The 16,290-nt window shown below is 44.2% G+C and carries 15 protein-coding genes; 1 reads left to right on the plus strand and 14 read right to left on the minus strand.

The features are described from left to right. Positions 1-648 precede the first annotated feature (648 nt). The 7 genes from GVY04_09990 to GVY04_10020 all read right to left on the minus strand — a co-directional run bounded on the left by GVY04_09990 (position 649) and on the right by GVY04_10020 (position 8,724). Positions 649-2,391, minus strand: a complete 1,743-nt coding sequence (locus GVY04_09990) for a flavin oxidoreductase (GenBank protein ID NBD16445.1) — start codon at positions 2,389-2,391, stop codon at positions 649-651. Positions 2,392-2,489: 98 nt separating this feature from the next. Next, on the minus strand, positions 2,490-3,002 hold the full coding sequence (locus tag GVY04_09995; GenBank protein ID NBD16446.1) for a hypothetical protein: 513 nt from the start codon (positions 3,000-3,002) through the stop codon (positions 2,490-2,492). A gap of 53 nt (positions 3,003-3,055) precedes the next feature. Then, positions 3,056-4,783 carry an MBL fold metallo-hydrolase gene (locus tag GVY04_10000; protein NBD16447.1) on the minus strand — a complete coding sequence of 576 codons (1,728 nt, stop codon included), beginning with the start codon at positions 4,781-4,783 and terminating at the stop codon, positions 3,056-3,058. 49 nt (positions 4,784-4,832) lie between these two features. Next, a complete protein-coding gene (locus GVY04_10005) occupies positions 4,833-5,135 on the minus strand; it encodes a nitrogenase (protein NBD16448.1) in 303 nt (100 codons plus the stop codon). A 634-nt stretch (positions 5,136-5,769) separates the two neighbouring features. Further along, entirely contained in the window at positions 5,770-6,417 is a 648-nt protein-coding gene (locus GVY04_10010; GenBank protein ID NBD16449.1) for a methyltransferase domain-containing protein, read from the minus strand. A gap of 54 nt (positions 6,418-6,471) precedes the next feature. Next, positions 6,472-7,389 (minus strand): ornithine carbamoyltransferase, encoded by a 918-nt coding sequence (gene argF, locus GVY04_10015; protein NBD16450.1) that lies wholly within the window; start codon positions 7,387-7,389, stop codon positions 6,472-6,474. 129 nt (positions 7,390-7,518) lie between these two features. Continuing rightward, on the minus strand, positions 7,519-8,724 hold the full coding sequence (locus GVY04_10020; GenBank protein ID NBD16451.1) for a transposase: 1,206 nt from the start codon (positions 8,722-8,724) through the stop codon (positions 7,519-7,521). Between the two features lie 317 nt (positions 8,725-9,041). Between GVY04_10020 and GVY04_10025 the strand changes: the two genes are divergently transcribed. Continuing rightward, a complete protein-coding gene (locus GVY04_10025; GenBank protein ID NBD16452.1) occupies positions 9,042-10,211 on the plus strand; it encodes a GuaB3 family IMP dehydrogenase-related protein in 1,170 nt (389 codons plus the stop codon). Positions 10,212-10,302: 91 nt separating this feature from the next. Here GVY04_10025 and amt read toward each other — a convergent pair whose 3' ends face one another. The 7 genes from amt to GVY04_10060 form a co-directional block, all read right to left on the minus strand. Continuing rightward, positions 10,303-11,820: an ammonium transporter gene (amt, locus tag GVY04_10030; protein ID NBD16453.1), complete on the minus strand. Its 1,518-nt coding sequence runs from the start codon at positions 11,818-11,820 to the stop codon at positions 10,303-10,305. Positions 11,821-12,215: 395 nt separating this feature from the next. After that, a complete protein-coding gene (scpB, locus tag GVY04_10035; GenBank protein NBD16454.1) occupies positions 12,216-12,686 on the minus strand; it encodes an SMC-Scp complex subunit ScpB in 471 nt (156 codons plus the stop codon). A gap of 22 nt (positions 12,687-12,708) precedes the next feature. Beyond that, positions 12,709-12,939: a TIGR02450 family Trp-rich protein gene (locus GVY04_10040; protein NBD16455.1), complete on the minus strand. Its 231-nt coding sequence runs from the start codon at positions 12,937-12,939 to the stop codon at positions 12,709-12,711. 165 nt (positions 12,940-13,104) lie between these two features. After that, the gene (locus tag GVY04_10045; protein NBD16456.1) at positions 13,105-13,314 is read right to left on the minus strand and encodes a hypothetical protein; all 210 of its coding nucleotides are present in this window, start codon (positions 13,312-13,314) and stop codon (positions 13,105-13,107) included. A gap of 202 nt (positions 13,315-13,516) precedes the next feature. Further along, positions 13,517-14,542: a porphobilinogen synthase gene (gene hemB, locus GVY04_10050; GenBank protein NBD16457.1), complete on the minus strand. Its 1,026-nt coding sequence runs from the start codon at positions 14,540-14,542 to the stop codon at positions 13,517-13,519. 67 nt (positions 14,543-14,609) lie between these two features. Then, positions 14,610-15,440, minus strand: a complete 831-nt coding sequence (gene larE / locus GVY04_10055; GenBank protein ID NBD16458.1) for an ATP-dependent sacrificial sulfur transferase LarE — start codon at positions 15,438-15,440, stop codon at positions 14,610-14,612. A 48-nt stretch (positions 15,441-15,488) separates the two neighbouring features. Continuing rightward, a complete protein-coding gene (locus GVY04_10060) occupies positions 15,489-16,262 on the minus strand; it encodes an ABC transporter permease subunit (GenBank protein NBD16459.1) in 774 nt (257 codons plus the stop codon). Positions 16,263-16,290: the final 28 nt, after the last annotated feature.

A 16,290-nucleotide genomic window follows, 5' to 3' on the forward strand; every position in this document is an offset into this window, starting at 1 on the left:
GAAATCCACTAATAAATACCTCCTTCAGTCTCCTCTAACAAGGAGCGATTATTGTTATAAGTGAGCATTAAAAAGCAAGGGTAAAGCACTTCATCTCTACAGCACAGGTCTTAAGCGAGAACCTGTGGACCGGGTGTTCAGAGAGGGCTGCTTTCCGAACAGAGCTGGAAGGCAATATCGCTTCCATAGATTTTGTTCTATCAAGATTTAAATCTCTATGTGTTTAAGTATATCCTGAAAGGCACAGATTTTTGCGCTTTTTAATGTGGATTTGAAACACAATGTCAAATTCAAATTATAAGTTTTTCTTAATATTTATTTGGCAATCCCCGGCTCTGGTTAATGTAATGTTTACAATGCCGGTTTTTCAGTAGCCCTGGAAATTCTGCATGATATTGGGACACCAACCAATCCTCCCCAATGTCGCGGTTATTCTGCTGGACGAACGGAGGGTATGATTCAAACAAAAAGAACTCGTCACTAGGTGATTAAAAAAGCGAAACAGCTAGAATCTGCTTCACTGATTACGGTTTAATCAGGCTCATCATTGAGAAAAAATTCGCGAGTGCCAATCGCGAATCATTTTGCTGCTTGTCCAAAGTCCAACAGGATTAGGATCTCCGAGTTTAGTTTGAGTTTGAGGTCAAATTAATAGTGACTGCCCGATTTGCGGTATTGAATTGCCGTCATGCCTTGGTTTTCTAAAACTTCTCCCCGATCAACCGTGGCATACAATAAAATATGATCGCTGCTGCCTTGAGCGAGTGTTTCAGCAAAGGCTAAACGATTTTGAACGGTACATTCTAAATACGCCAAACCCTCTTCAATGATTAGGCAGCCATTACTTGCGCTTTGGGTGGTGACGGAGTCAAAGGAATGACTGATTTGCTCTGAAAAAAGTCTTCTGATAGTTCGCCCTTCCTTGAGAATATTTAACACGAATTGATCCCCCGGTTGAGCGATTAAGTGATGACTTTGTTCTTGAGAAATGGCAAGCATGATACCAGGAGGATTAAAGGTTGCTTGCGATACCCAAGAAATTAAAACACCGCGATGCTGATTATCCTGGCAAGTGGTGAGAACACATAACGACCCGACAATTCTTCCCACAGCTTGTTCAGTGCGATCAATTTTGGTTTCGGTAATCCCTTGGCGAGGAGTCCGCAGTTTTTTTGTCTTTTTCAGGGTTTGGGTAAATGTTTTTCCGGCAAGTTTCCCCTGTTCTAACATGGCAGCAGTGGGACTAAAGCGAACGCGGATTGGTTCAAAGCCAAAGCTGTAATGGGCATCCCGCAGTTTATTTTCTAAGATATCAATGGCTTCTCCACTCCAGCCGTAAGAACCAAACACCCCTGCTAATTTAGTTTTTGTCGCATTGGCGAGAATAATCCCTAACGCGGTTTGAATTTGGGTGGGGGGATGACCGCCTAAAGTTGGAGAACCGATAATAAAGCCATCACAGGTTTGAATCGCTTCGGTAATTTCTTCAGAAGAGGCAAATTCACAATTGATTGATTCTACTGCAACTTGTGACTGAATCAAACCATCCGCGATCGCGTTGGCAATCGCTGCTGTGCTACCATACGCTGAAGCATAGAGTAGGGCAACTTTCAGTTCTTGCTGGCTTTGTTCTTGGCACCACTGCTGATAGTCATAGCGAAACCGACTGAGACTATATTTAATTAAAGGACCGTGGGCGGGAGCATAAATTTTGCTGGGAAGGGGCGTAAACTTAGCGATCGCGGTTTCTAATTGTTTGCTTTGGGCGGCATGAAGACAATCAAAATAGAAACGACGGTCTTGATCCAATTGTTTCCAATTCTCATCAAAAATCGCTTCGCCACAACAATGCGCCCCAAAAAATTTGTCAGTATAAAGGATTTGGGTTTGCGGATCGTAAGTGCATAATCCATCCACCCAACGCGGTGTGGGAACACTCAGAAATTTTAACTGATGTCCTTGTCCTAAATCTAAAGTATCTTGATCTTTAATGATTTGAATTTGAGTGGTTTCTAAGGTATCTTTGAGGGCATTGAGCGCCGGTTTAGAACAAACAATTTTCGCTTGTGGGGCTTTTTCAACTAATGCTTTTAAGGTTGCCAAGCGATTGGGATTGACGTGCTGTAAGATAATGTAATCTAACTGTCGCCAATCCAAATTCTGTTCTAAGGTTGCTAAATAAATTTCGGTAAACGATTGTCCAGGGGGATCAATAAGAGCAATTTTTTCGGCTTGAATGAGATAAGAATTGGAGGTAGTTCCTTTTTGCCGAGAATACTCTACTTCAAATTTTAATTGTTCCCAAGCGCGCGATCGCAGCACTTTTGTCTTCGTTCCAATGTCTGCAACTTGCACATCTCTCGGCTTGACAGGGGTAGCAGTTTGTACCATGATTAATGACTCCTAAATTCTACTATTTGCAGTGTTCTCTTACCAATGACCAATAACTAATGACTAATGACTAATGACTAATGACTAATGACCAATGACTAATGACCATTTTCATTTGTCACATTGACAGATCTTTGTTTGTGTCGTTCCGATATTTTTTGTTCTGGATCAACCCCTTCAAACGTGGGAGGTAGCCAAACTCGAACCACTAACAAAACGGATAAAACTAATAAGAAAGAACAAGTAGCTAAAACCTGACTCCAAGGAATATCGAGAATTCCTTTAACAATGATTTCTCTTAAAACTGAGACAATGGAAACTTCGACAGCAACGCCAATGGAAACGCGTCGTTCCTGCAAGTAAATAATTAGAAGGCGAAACAGTTCGACTAAGATGAGGACAAATAAAATATCAGAGGTAACTCTTGGAAAGTTTAAAGGCGGTAGCAAGGAGACAAACATCTCCCGCAACTGAATTGCCATAAAGCTAAATAAGCCAATACACAGAGAGATAATAATCAAGTCTTGGACAAATTCTAAAACTTGAATGACGCCACTGTTATTAAGCGATTTATGCCAGGGAATTTGGGAAGAGTTAATCATTTTTTGCATTGGCTTTCGTTGTTCGTAGTTTGTTATTGGGGATTGACGTTTGAACGTTTGGCTTAATAATAATTACCCACTTTGCGATGATGGACTGCCGTTAATCCCTCGAATTTTGAGACTCTTCCCCCTTCGACTTTGCTATAAATAATCCAGTGATCACTGCATTCTAAACGTCTGGTGACTTGACATTCTATATACGCTAAAGACTCAGCAATAATCGGGGAACCATTATTTGCCGGAACGGTTTTAATCCCTTCAAAGCGATCCGCGCCAGGGGGAAATCGTTTCAGAAAATGTTTAATTAAATGTTGATAATTCCCTTCTTCTAGAACGTTCAAGACAAAGCGATCGCTGCTTTGTAAAAAAGATTCAATGGCGCGATCTTTTGCCACCGCAATGGCGACGCCCAACGGATTCAAACTGGCTTGCATCACCCATGAGGCAATCATCGCACTGTTAATTTCCCCTTTTTGAGCAGTAATAATATATAAACCGTTACTGATGCGACCAAGGGCTTTCTGTAAACTATTGTCAATCGCTTTAATTTCTTTCACGTTTCGATCGCGCGTTAGCCATTGTCCTAAATCCGTTCCTGCTTCCTCGCAAACTTGATGGAGGGCACGATCCGGTGCGGCTTTCACTAAAATTGGGGCAAAGGCTTCGGTGAGTCCAATTTCTTGAAACTGATTCCGTAACGGATAAATCGGTTCATCTTCACCCCCACCGGCTTCAAAAAGACCAATGGTCTGTTTGCCGTGGACTGCTGCTAAAACAGTGTTTAGGATTTGATGGGCTTCTGGATCTGATTGCGCGGGCATCCCCAGCACTAAGCCCCTAGCCTGTTCCACTAACTCTCGCACTTCTTGCGGTTCGGTATCGTTCCAATTCACCAGTTCTACCGCAACGCCGGTTTTGGTAATTCCCTGCGCGATCGCGCGCGCGAGATCATCACTATACCCATATTCAGAATAAAACAGAGCGACTAACGTATCCGTTTTCGTTTGCGCTTTACTCCAGTCGTGATAGCGATTGACTAATTCTGAACGATGGTATTGTAATAGGGGGCCATGTCCCGTGGCAATTTGACCGACATCCAGTTTGCCCATCCGTTTGATCGCTGCTAACACTGAACGGGCATTGGGCTTCATCAAGCAATCGTAATAATATTGAAAGTCCGCCTCAATCAGTTCCAAGTTCTCGTCATACGTTGGTTCGTCGCAATAGTGCATCCCAAACGCATCGCAGGTGTAAAGAACTTGGGTTTTGGAATCATAGGTGAAAATAGTATCGGGCCAATGTAAGTTCGGTGCAGAGACAAATTCCAACTCGTGTCCGTTTCCGAGATCAACGCGATCGCCGTTTTTCACAATTTGCGATTGAAATGGCTGATGCACCATATTTTCCAGAAACTGAATTGCCACCTTCGCCCCAATAACAGTGACCTGGGGAGCCATTGCTAAAATATCTTGGACTAAACCGCTATGATCGGGTTCGGTATGACTAATAATTAGATAATCCAGTTCTGCGGGATCAATTAAATTACGGATTAAATCCAAATAAAGTTGGCGAAACTTGACATGAGAGGTGTCAACTAAAGCCAGTTTTTCCCCTCGAATAATAAAAGAATTGTAAGTGGTTCCATTTTCTAAGGGAAATTCAATATCAAAGCGTTCACGATCCCAATCTAGACAACGAATTGCAGTCGTTTCTGCGGCAATTTCCGTAGTTTGTAACGTCAGTCTCTGAGTCGATGCAGAAGATTGCTGAGAATTAATAAGTCCAACCATAGATCACTCCTTGTTCAAGTCTTAAACGCTGTATTGATCCAGTTGTTATTTAGCAATAGCAACTGACATCTTGTCCGCATTCATCCGCTAAGTAGCACAAAGCGCGAAATCTTAACCCGATTAACTCTTCGTAGAGGGGATTAAGTTTACACAGGGGGGGAATATGACCAATTTTGCGTCCAAACAGATAAATATCCTGTTCAAAAGGACATTGCATTGGGATTAATCGACAGATGAAATGCGCTGTTGATTCCTGGCGAATTTGTAGCCGATTCAACTGTTGGCGCAGGGGAAAAAGCCAATCTCTGGCGGGGTGGGTTGCTTGTTGCTGATTGAGTAGAAAATAAACCATAGTTAACGTTTTCAGAAAATCTATAACTACAGTTTATCTATAGAGATTTTAATATGGCAATCTATTTCAATATCAAAATTATTGATGATTAATAACTTTTGCTTAACTCTTGAAGACCTTTAAAATAAAAAATCCCATCCTCACTAAAGTTCCGGACCTTGAGGCGTGGGATTAACATTCAGGGAACGCTTTTTTTAAACTGACGTGAGCGAGAACTCCCCCATCTAGAGATGGGGGATGAAAGCGAACTTACAACGAAGTCCAATTTAGTATTATGATAATATTGGTTGCGACCCACCCGAACGTATGGACTATCAGACAGCCTAACTTCAAAGTAAAGCAAGCATTAGCTTTCGGCGCAGAAACATCGTCAGATCGGGAAAAGAAGCATGACCGCTGGTCTGTAGGTTACACCCTACTGTAAAAGAAGCTCCAAGTAATGCTTGTCGAAAAGAAATATACTCCTTGGGAAGCAGGGAGTCTGCCTGTGGACGCGGTGTAAGACCAATACCAGCTTGGCACGGTGGAGGCGACGGCGGATGAAGCGGGAAATCCCGAAGACGAATAAAACCGTCCTTGACTCAAGAAGTTGGAAGCCCCAACTTCAGCGAAGCAAGTTGGGCTACTTCACTCGTTAATGTCTCGCATCGGCTAAAACCGCATAAAAGGGGTCGCTTCCTCCCATCCCCAACATTTGGAAAATAGCAGGAACAGACGGTTGCTTTTGAATCACTTCCGGTTCGCTAAAGCCACCCGCCACTTTGAAATATCGCTTCACTAACTCCACTCGCATCGCTTCACTACTATCGCGCCAAGCAGAAATCGCTTTTTGATAAAACATCCGATTGGAAAAACTAATGATCGCGATCCCACCGGGTTTTAAGACGCGATGAATCTCTTGAAAAATTTCTTCAGGATATTGGAGATACTGCACCGAAACGGCATTTAAAACGGCATCAAATTCTTGATCGGGGAAGGGAAAGGTGCGATTTTCATTCAAATTTTGGACAAAGTAATGATCTAGGCGGGGGTTACGGGCGAGTTCTTCCTCGTTCATCCCATGTCCTTCCACATGAGCAAATTTTATGTCATCGGGAAGATGAGACACCCAACTACTCATCATGTCAAGAATGCGAGTATTGGGCTGGAGTCGTTCCCGATAGAGTTGACTTAATTGATCAATAAACGGTTCATCCACATGAGTCACTAAGCGTGGGATGGCATAGAAGTCATTATCACTATTAGGATCAAGTTTTTGGCGTTGTTCAGGTTGCAGTAACATGAGCAAGGGCTTAACATTCCTTTACACTTGTATTGTATCCAGTTTCAGAAGCGGTTAATCCACTAAACCCAAAACACTCGCCAGTAAGGCTTTTTGCGCATGCATCCGATTTTCTGCTTGTTGCCAAACGCGCGATCGCGCTGACTCTAAAACATCTTCTGTAATTTCTTCTCCTCGATGAGCCGGTAAACAATGTAAGATAATTGCTTCGGGAGAGGCTAAATTGACCAATTCTTCATTCACTTGAAACGGTTGAAACACCGGTAACCGTTCCGCTGCTAAATCTTCTTGTCCCATACTTGCCCAAACATCAGTGTAGATGACTTCGACACCTTCCACTGCGGCTTTCGCATCATCGGTGAGGGTAATTTCCGTTCCAGGTTGGGCAAGGCGTTTCGCTTGTTCCACAATTGCAGGATCGGGTTGATAAGTTACTGGGGTGGCAATGCGAATATTCACCCCAGCTAACGCACAGCCTAACAACAGGGAATGCGCTACATTATTCCCATCTCCGAGATAGCTCAACGTTAATCCCTCTAGCTTCTGAAACTGTTCTTGCATCGTCAGTAAATCCGCTAAAATTTGGCAGGGATGGGACAAATCACTTAAGGCATTAATCACTGGGATATCGGCGTACTCCGCAAACTGTTCGATATCTTGTTGGGCAAAGGTCCGAATCGCGATCGCGTCTAAATAACCCGCTAAAACCCTGGCGGTATCTTGAATCGGTTCCCCTCGTCCCACTTGCATCGCTTGCGGGTTCAAATCAATCACCTGACCGCCCAAATGATACATCGCCACACTAAAAGAAACTCGCGTCCGTGTCGAAGCCTTATAAAATAACAGCCCTAAAACTTGATTGGCAGCAGAACGCGGACAATATCCAGTTTTCAACTTGTGGGCTAAGTTTAAAAGTGTTTCTAATTCGTGAGCGGTTAGGTCGGCAAGGCTAAGTAAATTTCGTCCCTTCATTCTGACTTTAAGTTGTTGTTAAATGGATGTTGTCTCTTCTACCCTTGCCAAGGGGGAGAGCGGTAAAGGTTTGAACCTCATCCCGTCAAATCAAAGATTATGACGGGAGATTCCCATTTAGACTCTTATCTAGGCTATTGCCCCCGACAGACCGCCATGACTGGGCTGTTTCACCACGGGCGCACCGACCGCAGTTAATGCTTCGACAAGCTCAGCAACACCACGTTTCATTACCACTTCAGCAGCAGCGACATCACGATCTTGCTCATATCCGCATTCAGAACAGATGTGGAGACGTTGGCTCAAATCTTTCTTGCCTGTGTTGACTCCGCAGTTGGGACAAACTTGGGAAGTGTAATCTTTGTTTACCTTGGCGAAATATGTATCTGTTTTGGCGCAGATCTGCTCCAGAATCGTGAAGAACTGACCCAATCCCATATCGAGAGACTGCTTACCAAACATCCCTCTGCTCCAAGCAGTGAAGTTGATCTCTTCGACAAATATCATTCCTGAGCTAGTACAGAGTTGATGAGCAAGTTTGAAGTGGTAATCTTTACGCTTGTTGGCTACCTTTTCGTGAAGTCGTGCAATCCTCTTCTGTAGCTTAAGGTATTTGTTAGAACCTCGTTTCTTGTTCCGTCGTCTTCTTTGCAGTAATTCAATCTGGCGTAGAACGTGATCAAGGAACTTGGGTCGCTTTACCCTTAAGCCGTCCGAGGTTGCTATCATGCTTTTTATTCCCACGTCGATCCCGATGGCGTGACCATGAGGTTGGGGCGTTGGAAGATCTACATCAAGTTCAAGAGCTAAGTTGACGTAGTAGCCAGACCCTTTCTTCACAATTTGAACTTGTTTAATCTTGAACCCGTCTGGAATATTCCTAGATTTAACGAACCTTACCTCTTTAAGCAAAGGCATCTTAATCTTGTTGCCTTGAACTTCAATCTTGTTGCTAATCAGGTTAAAAGACTTCATCCGCTTCTTAAAACGCGGAAACCCTTTCCCTTTAGCTCTCATGTCATTAAAAGCACGGTCAAGTTTCCTTAACGTCTGTTGCATTGCTTGAGCATTTCCAGATTTCAGAAACGGGTTCGTCTTCTTAGCTTGAGTTAGATTAGCCGATTGAGTGTGATAGGTGGGATATTCAAACGGTGGTACGATATACTCAGACTGGATTGAACACGCATTAATCTGACAACTACGGCTGTTAGACCAGAGCTTGCGCTCGGCTAACGCATGATTCCAGACCGACTTACAGACACAGAGGTTAAGTTCAATCTTCTCGATCTGTTCTTTGGTTGGAATGATTTTGTAGTTGTACCTCAGATTCAGCATTCTACCTAGTTTGAGTAATTAGCCTCATTGTCGCACAGAATTTTACAAACTGCAAAGGCTACTTGTAAATGTCCTGATTCATGAGGGGCTGGGTGCGGAATGCGATTCCGTCCTCACCTTCGCTCCGGCTTGAACGCCCCATCTACCCATCAAATCAAAGATTATGATGGGAGTCTTCTTCAGGACGCTAGATAATTATAGACTTCAATTTCAAACTTCAGCATCCAATCAATTGAGTGATTCTACTCACGATACAGAGTTTCGATGCCAAAATTTGCTAATCTGTGGGAATAGCTTTGGGAACGGGTAGTTAGCGTATGAGTGTAGATATTCAAATTGGTCAAGGAAAAACCGCGCGTCGCGCCTATGGAATTGATGAAATTGCACTAGTTCCGGGACGACGCACACTAGATCCCAGTTTACCGGACACGACCTGGCAACTGGGCAATCTAACACGAGAAATTCCCATCATCGCCAGTGCAATGGATGGCGTGGTGGATGTGAAAATGGCAGTTTTGCTTTCAGAATTGGGAGCCTTGGGCGTATTAAATCTGGAGGGGATTCAAACCCGCTACGAAGACCCAAAGCCGATTTTGGACCGCATTGCTTCTGTTGGGAAAACCGAATTTGTGGGCTTAATGCAAGAATTGTATGCTGCCCCCATTCAACCGGAATTAATTAAAAAGCGCATCAGTGAAATTAAATCTCAAGGTGGCATTGCTGCAGTCAGTGCAACGCCGGCAGGTGCTGCTAAATATGGCGATGCGGTTGCTGAAATTGGAGCCGATGTCTTTTTTGTCCAAGCGACGGTGGTCTCAACGGCGCATTTATCGCCGGATGCCGTGATTCCCCTCGATTTAGCCCAATTCTGCGAAAGAATGCCAATGCCAGTAATTCTGGGCAACTGTGTGACAGAAGCCGTGGCTTACGACTTAATGAAAGCCGGAGCTTCTGGCGTCCTGGTTGGAATTGGTCCCGGTGCTGCTTGCACCTCTCGGGGTGTGTTGGGTGTGGGTGTCCCGCAAGCGACGGCAGTAGCAGATTGTGCCGCAGCCAGAGAGCAATATTACCAAGAAACGGGACGCTACGTGCCGATTATTGCCGATGGCGGTCTGGTGACCGGTGGTGATATTTGTAAATGTATTGCTTGTGGTGCTGATGCTGTGATGATTGGTTCGCCTTTTGCTCGTGCGGCAGAAGCCCCTGGACAAGGCTTTCACTGGGGCATGGCAACCCCCAGTCCAGTTTTACCCCGTGGCACACGTATTAGCGTGGGAACAACCGGCAGTGTGAAAGAAATTTTAACTGGACCCGCTCGTCTCGATGATGGGACTCATAACCTGTTAGGCGCATTAAAAACCAGTATGGGAACCTTAGGAGCGAAAAACCTCAAAGAGATGCAACAAGTAGAAGTGGTCATTGCGCCTTCTCTTTTAACCGAAGGCAAGGTTTACCAGAAGGCGCAACAGTTAGGAATGGGTAAATAATTCTGTAACGGTAACACTCCTAATCAAAAACCGAATCCCCCAAAGCTTAACACTGAGGGGGATTTTTCTAATGGAACGACTTGGTCGAATCCTAAGATTCGGAACTGCGTGGTATTTCTCCACTTTGGCTACTCATGGAGACACTACGACCACCGCTCAAGACATCAGCTTCTTTCACAAATCCACTGTAAGCTTCCATGGAGTGTTCCCCAATATCTAAGCCCTGCATTTCTTCTTCCAGACCAACGCGAACGCCCAGAGTTGCTCTCAAAATCCCCCAAACAATGGCGCTAAAGAGCACGGTAAAGCCACCAATGGTTAAAATACCAATAATTTGAGCAACAAAGTTGGCCCCGCCAAAAAGGGCAACGGCTATGGTTCCCCAAATCCCACAGACTAGGTGAACTGAAGTGGCACCGACTGGATCATCAATGTGAATCGCATCAAAGAAGGCGACAGAGAAAACAACAATAATTCCTGCAATTCCCCCGGTGAGGACGGCCCAGGGATAGGGAATCGCATCGCAACCTGCCGTAATTCCGACTAAGCCTGCTAGGATCCCATTGACAATCATGGACAAATCAGGATTCCCGTCTTTAAACCAAGAGGTAAAGGTAGCCGTAATTCCGCCTGCTGCTGCCGCCAGAGTGGTGGTCATTGCAATATAGGTAACATTGGGCGTTGCTGCCAACTCAGAACCGGGATTAAAGCCGTACCAACCGATCCAGAGAATTAAACAGCCTAAGGTCGCTAAACTCATGTTATGACCCGGAATTGCACTAGTCCCCCCATCTTCGCGATATTTACCAGTCCGAGGACCAACGAAAGCTGCTCCCATCAGCGCTGCCCAGCCACCAACAGAGTGAACGACCGTTGAACCGGCAAAATCATGGAAGCCAGCCCCACCGAGAAAGGGAATTTCTGCGAGTAAACCGCCTCCCCAAACCCAGTGTCCGGTAATGGGATAGGAGATCGCTGTTAAGAGCAAGGCAAAGATCAAGAAATCCACAAACTTAATCCGTTCTGCCACTGCCCCAGAAACAATGGTTGCAGCAGTTGCGGCAAAGGCAACTTGGAATAAGAAAGACACTGAAATCGGTAAACCTTCAGGGAAGGGGCTTAACCCGTAAGTCGCGGGGTCACTACTGGAAAGGAAAAACCCTGTAAAGCCCATAAAGCTGGTTCCTGTGCCATACATGAAGGCAAAGCCAAGGGCCCAGTATCCAATTACTGCAATTCCAAAGACGATTAAGTTCTTGGACAGAATGTTGACGGCATTTTTCTGACGACAGAAGCCAGTTTCTAACATGCCAAAACCAGCATTCATAAAAATAACCAGTACGGCACAGAAAAATACAAAAACGGTATCAAGGATGCCTTTGATGACGGCAGGATCGCTCATGTCAACGGTTTCGAGATCAAAGGCGTGCTGAGCTTGAGCGGCACTTTGGGTGACGATCACAATCAAGGCAGCTAAAGGAATACAAGCCAGCCAATAGGGAGAAAAAGAACGAGTAATAAATCGTATGGGTTGTAATAAAGGTGAGTTCCAAAGGGAATACTGATGAGTAATATTTTCTTTCTTTTTTCGTTTCGTTTGAGACATCATTACTGAATTATGTTCCTGATTGAGCAATTAGCAAATCTAGACTTATGCAACAAGGGTTTGAAAAAAGGAGCCAAGTAGGCACTTAACTGTATTTATTCAATTTAATCATCGGAATCGCTCAAATTCTGTATTTTTTGCGTCATCTTTTCTGTATCAAGAAATACATTTCGTCAAACCAAGATAGCAAGAGCATTTCATGGTACAGTATGTTTTCTATTAGTTTTTATATTTACTTTAAACATATTAAATTATTGATTTAAATCAAGTATCATCGAATTTAACCTCGTAAAATTACTGATTTTTTGTAAATTTTTATAAAAGCTTCTGTTGCGTTTTGCTAAGCGAAATCACTAAGCAGTGTGTCAACAACGGCAGCCTGGGCTAACAAGGCAAGGCTAAATTGCTTTAATGTCATCGATTTCAAAATATTGGTAGAACTTATCAGTCACTTCTAGCCAATAAGACCGTCCTTCACGGCGTTTTTGCACTAAGCCCAATTCCACCAATTCTTGCACTTGTTGGTAGGCGGTACTACCTCGCAATTCAATTAAGTCCGTCTGTAAAATCGGGTTTTTGAGCGCGATCGCGGCGAGGGTTCTTAAGGCACCTACGCCTAATTCAGCGGGGACTAAATGATGCAGCAGTTTCTGGTGGTTGGATCGCAATTGTAAGCTATAGCCATTGGGCATTTCTACCACTTCTAAGGCGCTATCGCGATGGGCATAATCCGACATTAATTCTAAGATGGCATCTTCAATTTCAGCGCGATTGCGATGGGCATACTCACTAATGTCTTTAATCGAAAGGGGTTGTCCTTTTAGGTATAAAATGGCTTCAATTTGTGTTGCTAAACGAGGCTCGTTCATTCAATTTTTCAAACTTTATCACTTATAATTGTTGCAAGGGTTTCCAACCGGGTTGCCACAAATCTCGATCTTGTAATTGTTGCGCATTAATCCAAAATCTCACATTCCCATCACAAGAAGCAACCATTTCCGCAAATACCCATTTCCCTTGATTTTTACGGTTCACCACTTCAAAATGTCGCCACCCCCAAGTTTGTTGTTGGGCAGTCCATTTAGAGCCAACTAGGTAGGGAAAATTCTGTTTCTTTGCCATACTTGATCTTGATTAGGTCTAACGTTTTCGATAGATATCTTTTCGATGACCAACTTTAATAATTTCGATGACTAAAACTTTAGAGAAATTTTTAGCTCTTTTTTTGCAGATTGTTTCCATTCAATCTGCTAGGAAGCCATCCTGTTTTAATTCCTTGACCAACGGTCAAAGATTACGCCTTCCTAAACGGAAGGCGTAATCTTTGACTAAATCATCATGAGAAATAGTTGCTTCTTCTTTTCTTTCTGCAATGGTGGCTAAATCTTCTATATCTTCCAGCAATTCTTCAAACTCAGCAATCGGAAGAATAATCGACTTTTTTTCTCCTGTTTGATCAGTAATATATTCTGGATGAAGATCGTTTAAGTTAATCATTTTGGCTTTTGATATTATTTTTTTTAGTCAGACGATCATATAGCAATTCTTATTCTCATGAAGTACATCCTTTATTCCCTGTTCCCTGTTCCCTATTCCCTAAACCGATAATTTTGTACCTCACCCGCTTAGGAAGTGCTATAGATAGAAATAGTAAAAGTATAAGGTGAGAAATGCCCACCTTACACTTGAAGGATTGCTTCTATTTTTGAGCTAACAATTGCGCTACCTGTTTCGCAAAGTAGGTCAGAATTAAATCAGCACCTGCCCGTTTCATGCTGGTCAGGGTTTCCATGACAATTTTTTCCTCATCAATCCAGCCTTTTTCCGCAGCAGCTTTAATCATGGCATATTCTCCGCTGACGTTATAAGCAGCCACAGGCAGATTCGTATTTTGACGAACTAAATGAATAATATCGAGGTAGGCGAGGGCAGGTTTAACCATCACCATATCTGCCCCTTCTTGCACATCGAGTTCTACTTCTGTGATGGCTTCGCGGGCATTTGCCGCATCCATTTGATAGGTTTTCTTATCGCCAAATTTCGGGGCAGAATCCAGGGCATCCCGGAAAGGACCATAATAGGCAGAGGCGTATTTGGCCGAGTAAGCCAGAATGCCCACATTCGTATAACCCGCGTTATCTAAGCCTTGGCGAATGGCACCGACCCGACCATCCATCATATCGGAGGGGGCAACCATATCTGCACCCGCAGCCGCTTGAGAAACAGCCATTTTCACGAGCACTTCTACGGTTTCATCATTAAGAATTTCTCCGGTTTCACTGACAATGCCATCATGTCCTTGATCCGAGAAAGGATCGAGGGCAACATCGGTAATGACAATCATTTCCGGAACCGTTTCTTTAATCGCACGGATGGTTCGTTGGATTAATCCATTGGGATTATAGCTTTCGGTACCCGTGGCATCTTTTTTAGATTCCGGTAGCGCAGGAAAGAGCGCGATCGCGCAAATCCCTAATTTTGACGCTTCTTTGACTTCAGCCAGTAATAAATCCAGGGTGTAGCGATAGCTGCCGGGCATAGAAGGCACTTCGACGCGGCTATTTTCCCCTTCCATGACAAACAGCGGATAAATTAAATCTTCCACATACAAATGGGCTTCCTGCACCATTTTCCGTAAGGCAGCGTTACGGCGTAAGCGACGGGGGCGACGAGGAAGCGAAAGCGATTGGTTCGTTTTGATATCGGGTGTTAAAGAAGAGGTCATAGTCTATTGTCTTAAATCATCTTGTTAGCCTATTGTTGCACTCATCCTGAGCAAATGGATTGGATTATTACAGAGACGAAATGACAGCAGATGTGTTGGTTTGTTCTAAAACCCGATTCAGCTTGCCACTTTGATAACCTTCTAAATCTAAGGTGACAAAAAGAAAGCCTAATTCCTGAAACTTTTGGGTTAATTGCGGCAAGTCCATTTGCATGACAAAGTCTTGAATTTGGTCAGGAGGCAGTTCAATTCGGGCAGTATCGCCAGCGGATCGCACGCGAATCTGATTCCAACCTTGTTGACGTAAATAAACCTCTGCTCTTCCCACTCGTTGCAGTTTGGCGACTGTAATTTCTTCACCATAGGGAAAGCGAGAACTTAAACAGGGTTGTGAGGGCTTATCCCACCACGGTAGCCCTAGCTCTTGCGTTAATCGTCTTACGTCTGCTTTCGTAATGCCAACTTCCGCCAGCGGCGATCGCGCCCCCCGTTCTTTGGCTGCTTGAATACCGGGGCGATAGTCTTGTAAATCGTCGGCATTGACCCCATCCACTACATAAGGATATCCTCTAGCAAGGGCGAGGGGCTTGAGGGTATCGTGCAGTTCACTTTTACAAAAGTAGCAGCGGTTCACCGGATTCGAGGTATAGTTAGGATTTTCCATTTCCTGGGTTTCCACTAACTCATGGGGAATCCCAATCGTTTGGGCTTGGCTTTGAGCGTCGTCTAATTCCTCTGGCAGCAGGGAAGGGGAAACGGCAGTCACGGCTAGTGCCTTGTCGCCCAGCACATCATAAGCGACTTTTGCCACCAACGTGCTATCAATCCCTCCCGAATAAGCGATTAATGCCTGTTCCATCTCTTGGAATAAGCCTTGCAGTTGCTTGAGTTGATCCATCGTTCCATCTTCTTCATCTTTCCTTTCTCCCTACGTTAAACCGCAGCTCTAGAATTGACGACGCGAGAAAATGAGGGTTGCCACTGCCAGCAACAAAATGGTGTACAAAATCCCATAAAGGGCATTACTAAGTAAATCTCCCACATTGGGCAATAAGCCATATACCGCTTCATTCCGAAAGTTGAGACGAGATAAATCCGGGAGAATTAAATACAGTGTCTGGGTAAAGGTTTTCACACTGGCATTATCGCTCAGGTTGCCTAATTCAAGTAAGTCACGGCTAAAATGTCCCACCAGGTAAACACCAAAGGAGAGGAGAGTGGCAAGAATTGAACTGGTGAAAACCCCAAACAGCAGAGCAACTGCCACCAGCAGTGAGAGTTCAATGATCAGATAAAGCAAAGACAGCGCGATCGCGCCGGGAGGATAACTGATACCATTTAAGCTCAGTAAACCAAAGCCAATCACTCCCATCACCGCCACTAAAACCACCAGTACAGCGGATAAGCCCAGATGCTTGCCAATCATTAATTCTGCCCGAGTAATCGGTTTCGGAATTAAAACCAGTACTGTCCGTTTTTCAATTTCCTTATTAATTAAGCCAGTTCCCACAAAAATGGCGACCACTGCACTGAGTAAACCAATCCCTCCTAAACTCAAATCAAGGAGGATTTTTTCATCAGCGCCCACCGAAATTTGGGGGAGTAAACGCAGGGCGATGACCATTAATAAGGCGAAGAAACCAATAAAGTATAAAATCCGATCGCGAATCACTTCCCGAAATCCATTGGCAGCGATCGCGCCCACTCGACCTAAAAACATAGTGATTTTTCCTTGACTCAATTAGCTG

This window comes from Cyanobacteria bacterium GSL.Bin1, assembly GCA_009909085.1.
Taxonomy (GTDB): Bacteria; Cyanobacteriota; Cyanobacteriia; order Cyanobacteriales; family Rubidibacteraceae; genus Halothece.

Bases quoted from the DNA above. Each gene is read 5' to 3' on its own strand.
- GVY04_10020 (NBD16451.1), bottom strand. From the start codon at position 8,724: ATGCTGAATCTGAGGTACAACTACAAAATCATTCCAACCAAAGAACAG.
- GVY04_10045 (NBD16456.1), bottom strand. From the start codon at position 13,314: ATGATTAACTTAAACGATCTTCATCCAGAATATATTACTGATCAAACA.
- scpB (NBD16454.1), bottom strand. From the start codon at position 12,686: ATGAACGAGCCTCGTTTAGCAACACAAATTGAAGCCATTTTATACCTA.
- GVY04_09995 (NBD16446.1), bottom strand. From the start codon at position 3,002: ATGCAAAAAATGATTAACTCTTCCCAAATTCCCTGGCATAAATCGCTT.
- GVY04_10060 (NBD16459.1), bottom strand. From the start codon at position 16,262: ATGTTTTTAGGTCGAGTGGGCGCGATCGCTGCCAATGGATTTCGGGAA.
- hemB (NBD16457.1), bottom strand. From the start codon at position 14,542: ATGACCTCTTCTTTAACACCCGATATCAAAACGAACCAATCGCTTTCG.
- GVY04_10010 (NBD16449.1), bottom strand. From the start codon at position 6,417: ATGTTACTGCAACCTGAACAACGCCAAAAACTTGATCCTAATAGTGAT.
- argF (NBD16450.1), bottom strand. From the start codon at position 7,389: ATGAAGGGACGAAATTTACTTAGCCTTGCCGACCTAACCGCTCACGAA.
- amt (NBD16453.1), bottom strand. From the start codon at position 11,820: ATGATGTCTCAAACGAAACGAAAAAAGAAAGAAAATATTACTCATCAG.
- GVY04_10005 (NBD16448.1), bottom strand. From the start codon at position 5,135: ATGGTTTATTTTCTACTCAATCAGCAACAAGCAACCCACCCCGCCAGA.
- larE (NBD16458.1), bottom strand. From the start codon at position 15,440: ATGGATCAACTCAAGCAACTGCAAGGCTTATTCCAAGAGATGGAACAG.
- GVY04_10040 (NBD16455.1), bottom strand. From the start codon at position 12,939: ATGGCAAAGAAACAGAATTTTCCCTACCTAGTTGGCTCTAAATGGACT.
- GVY04_10025 (NBD16452.1), top strand. From the start codon at position 9,042: ATGAGTGTAGATATTCAAATTGGTCAAGGAAAAACCGCGCGTCGCGCC.
- GVY04_10000 (NBD16447.1), bottom strand. From the start codon at position 4,783: ATGGTTGGACTTATTAATTCTCAGCAATCTTCTGCATCGACTCAGAGA.
- GVY04_09990 (NBD16445.1), bottom strand. From the start codon at position 2,391: ATGGTACAAACTGCTACCCCTGTCAAGCCGAGAGATGTGCAAGTTGCA.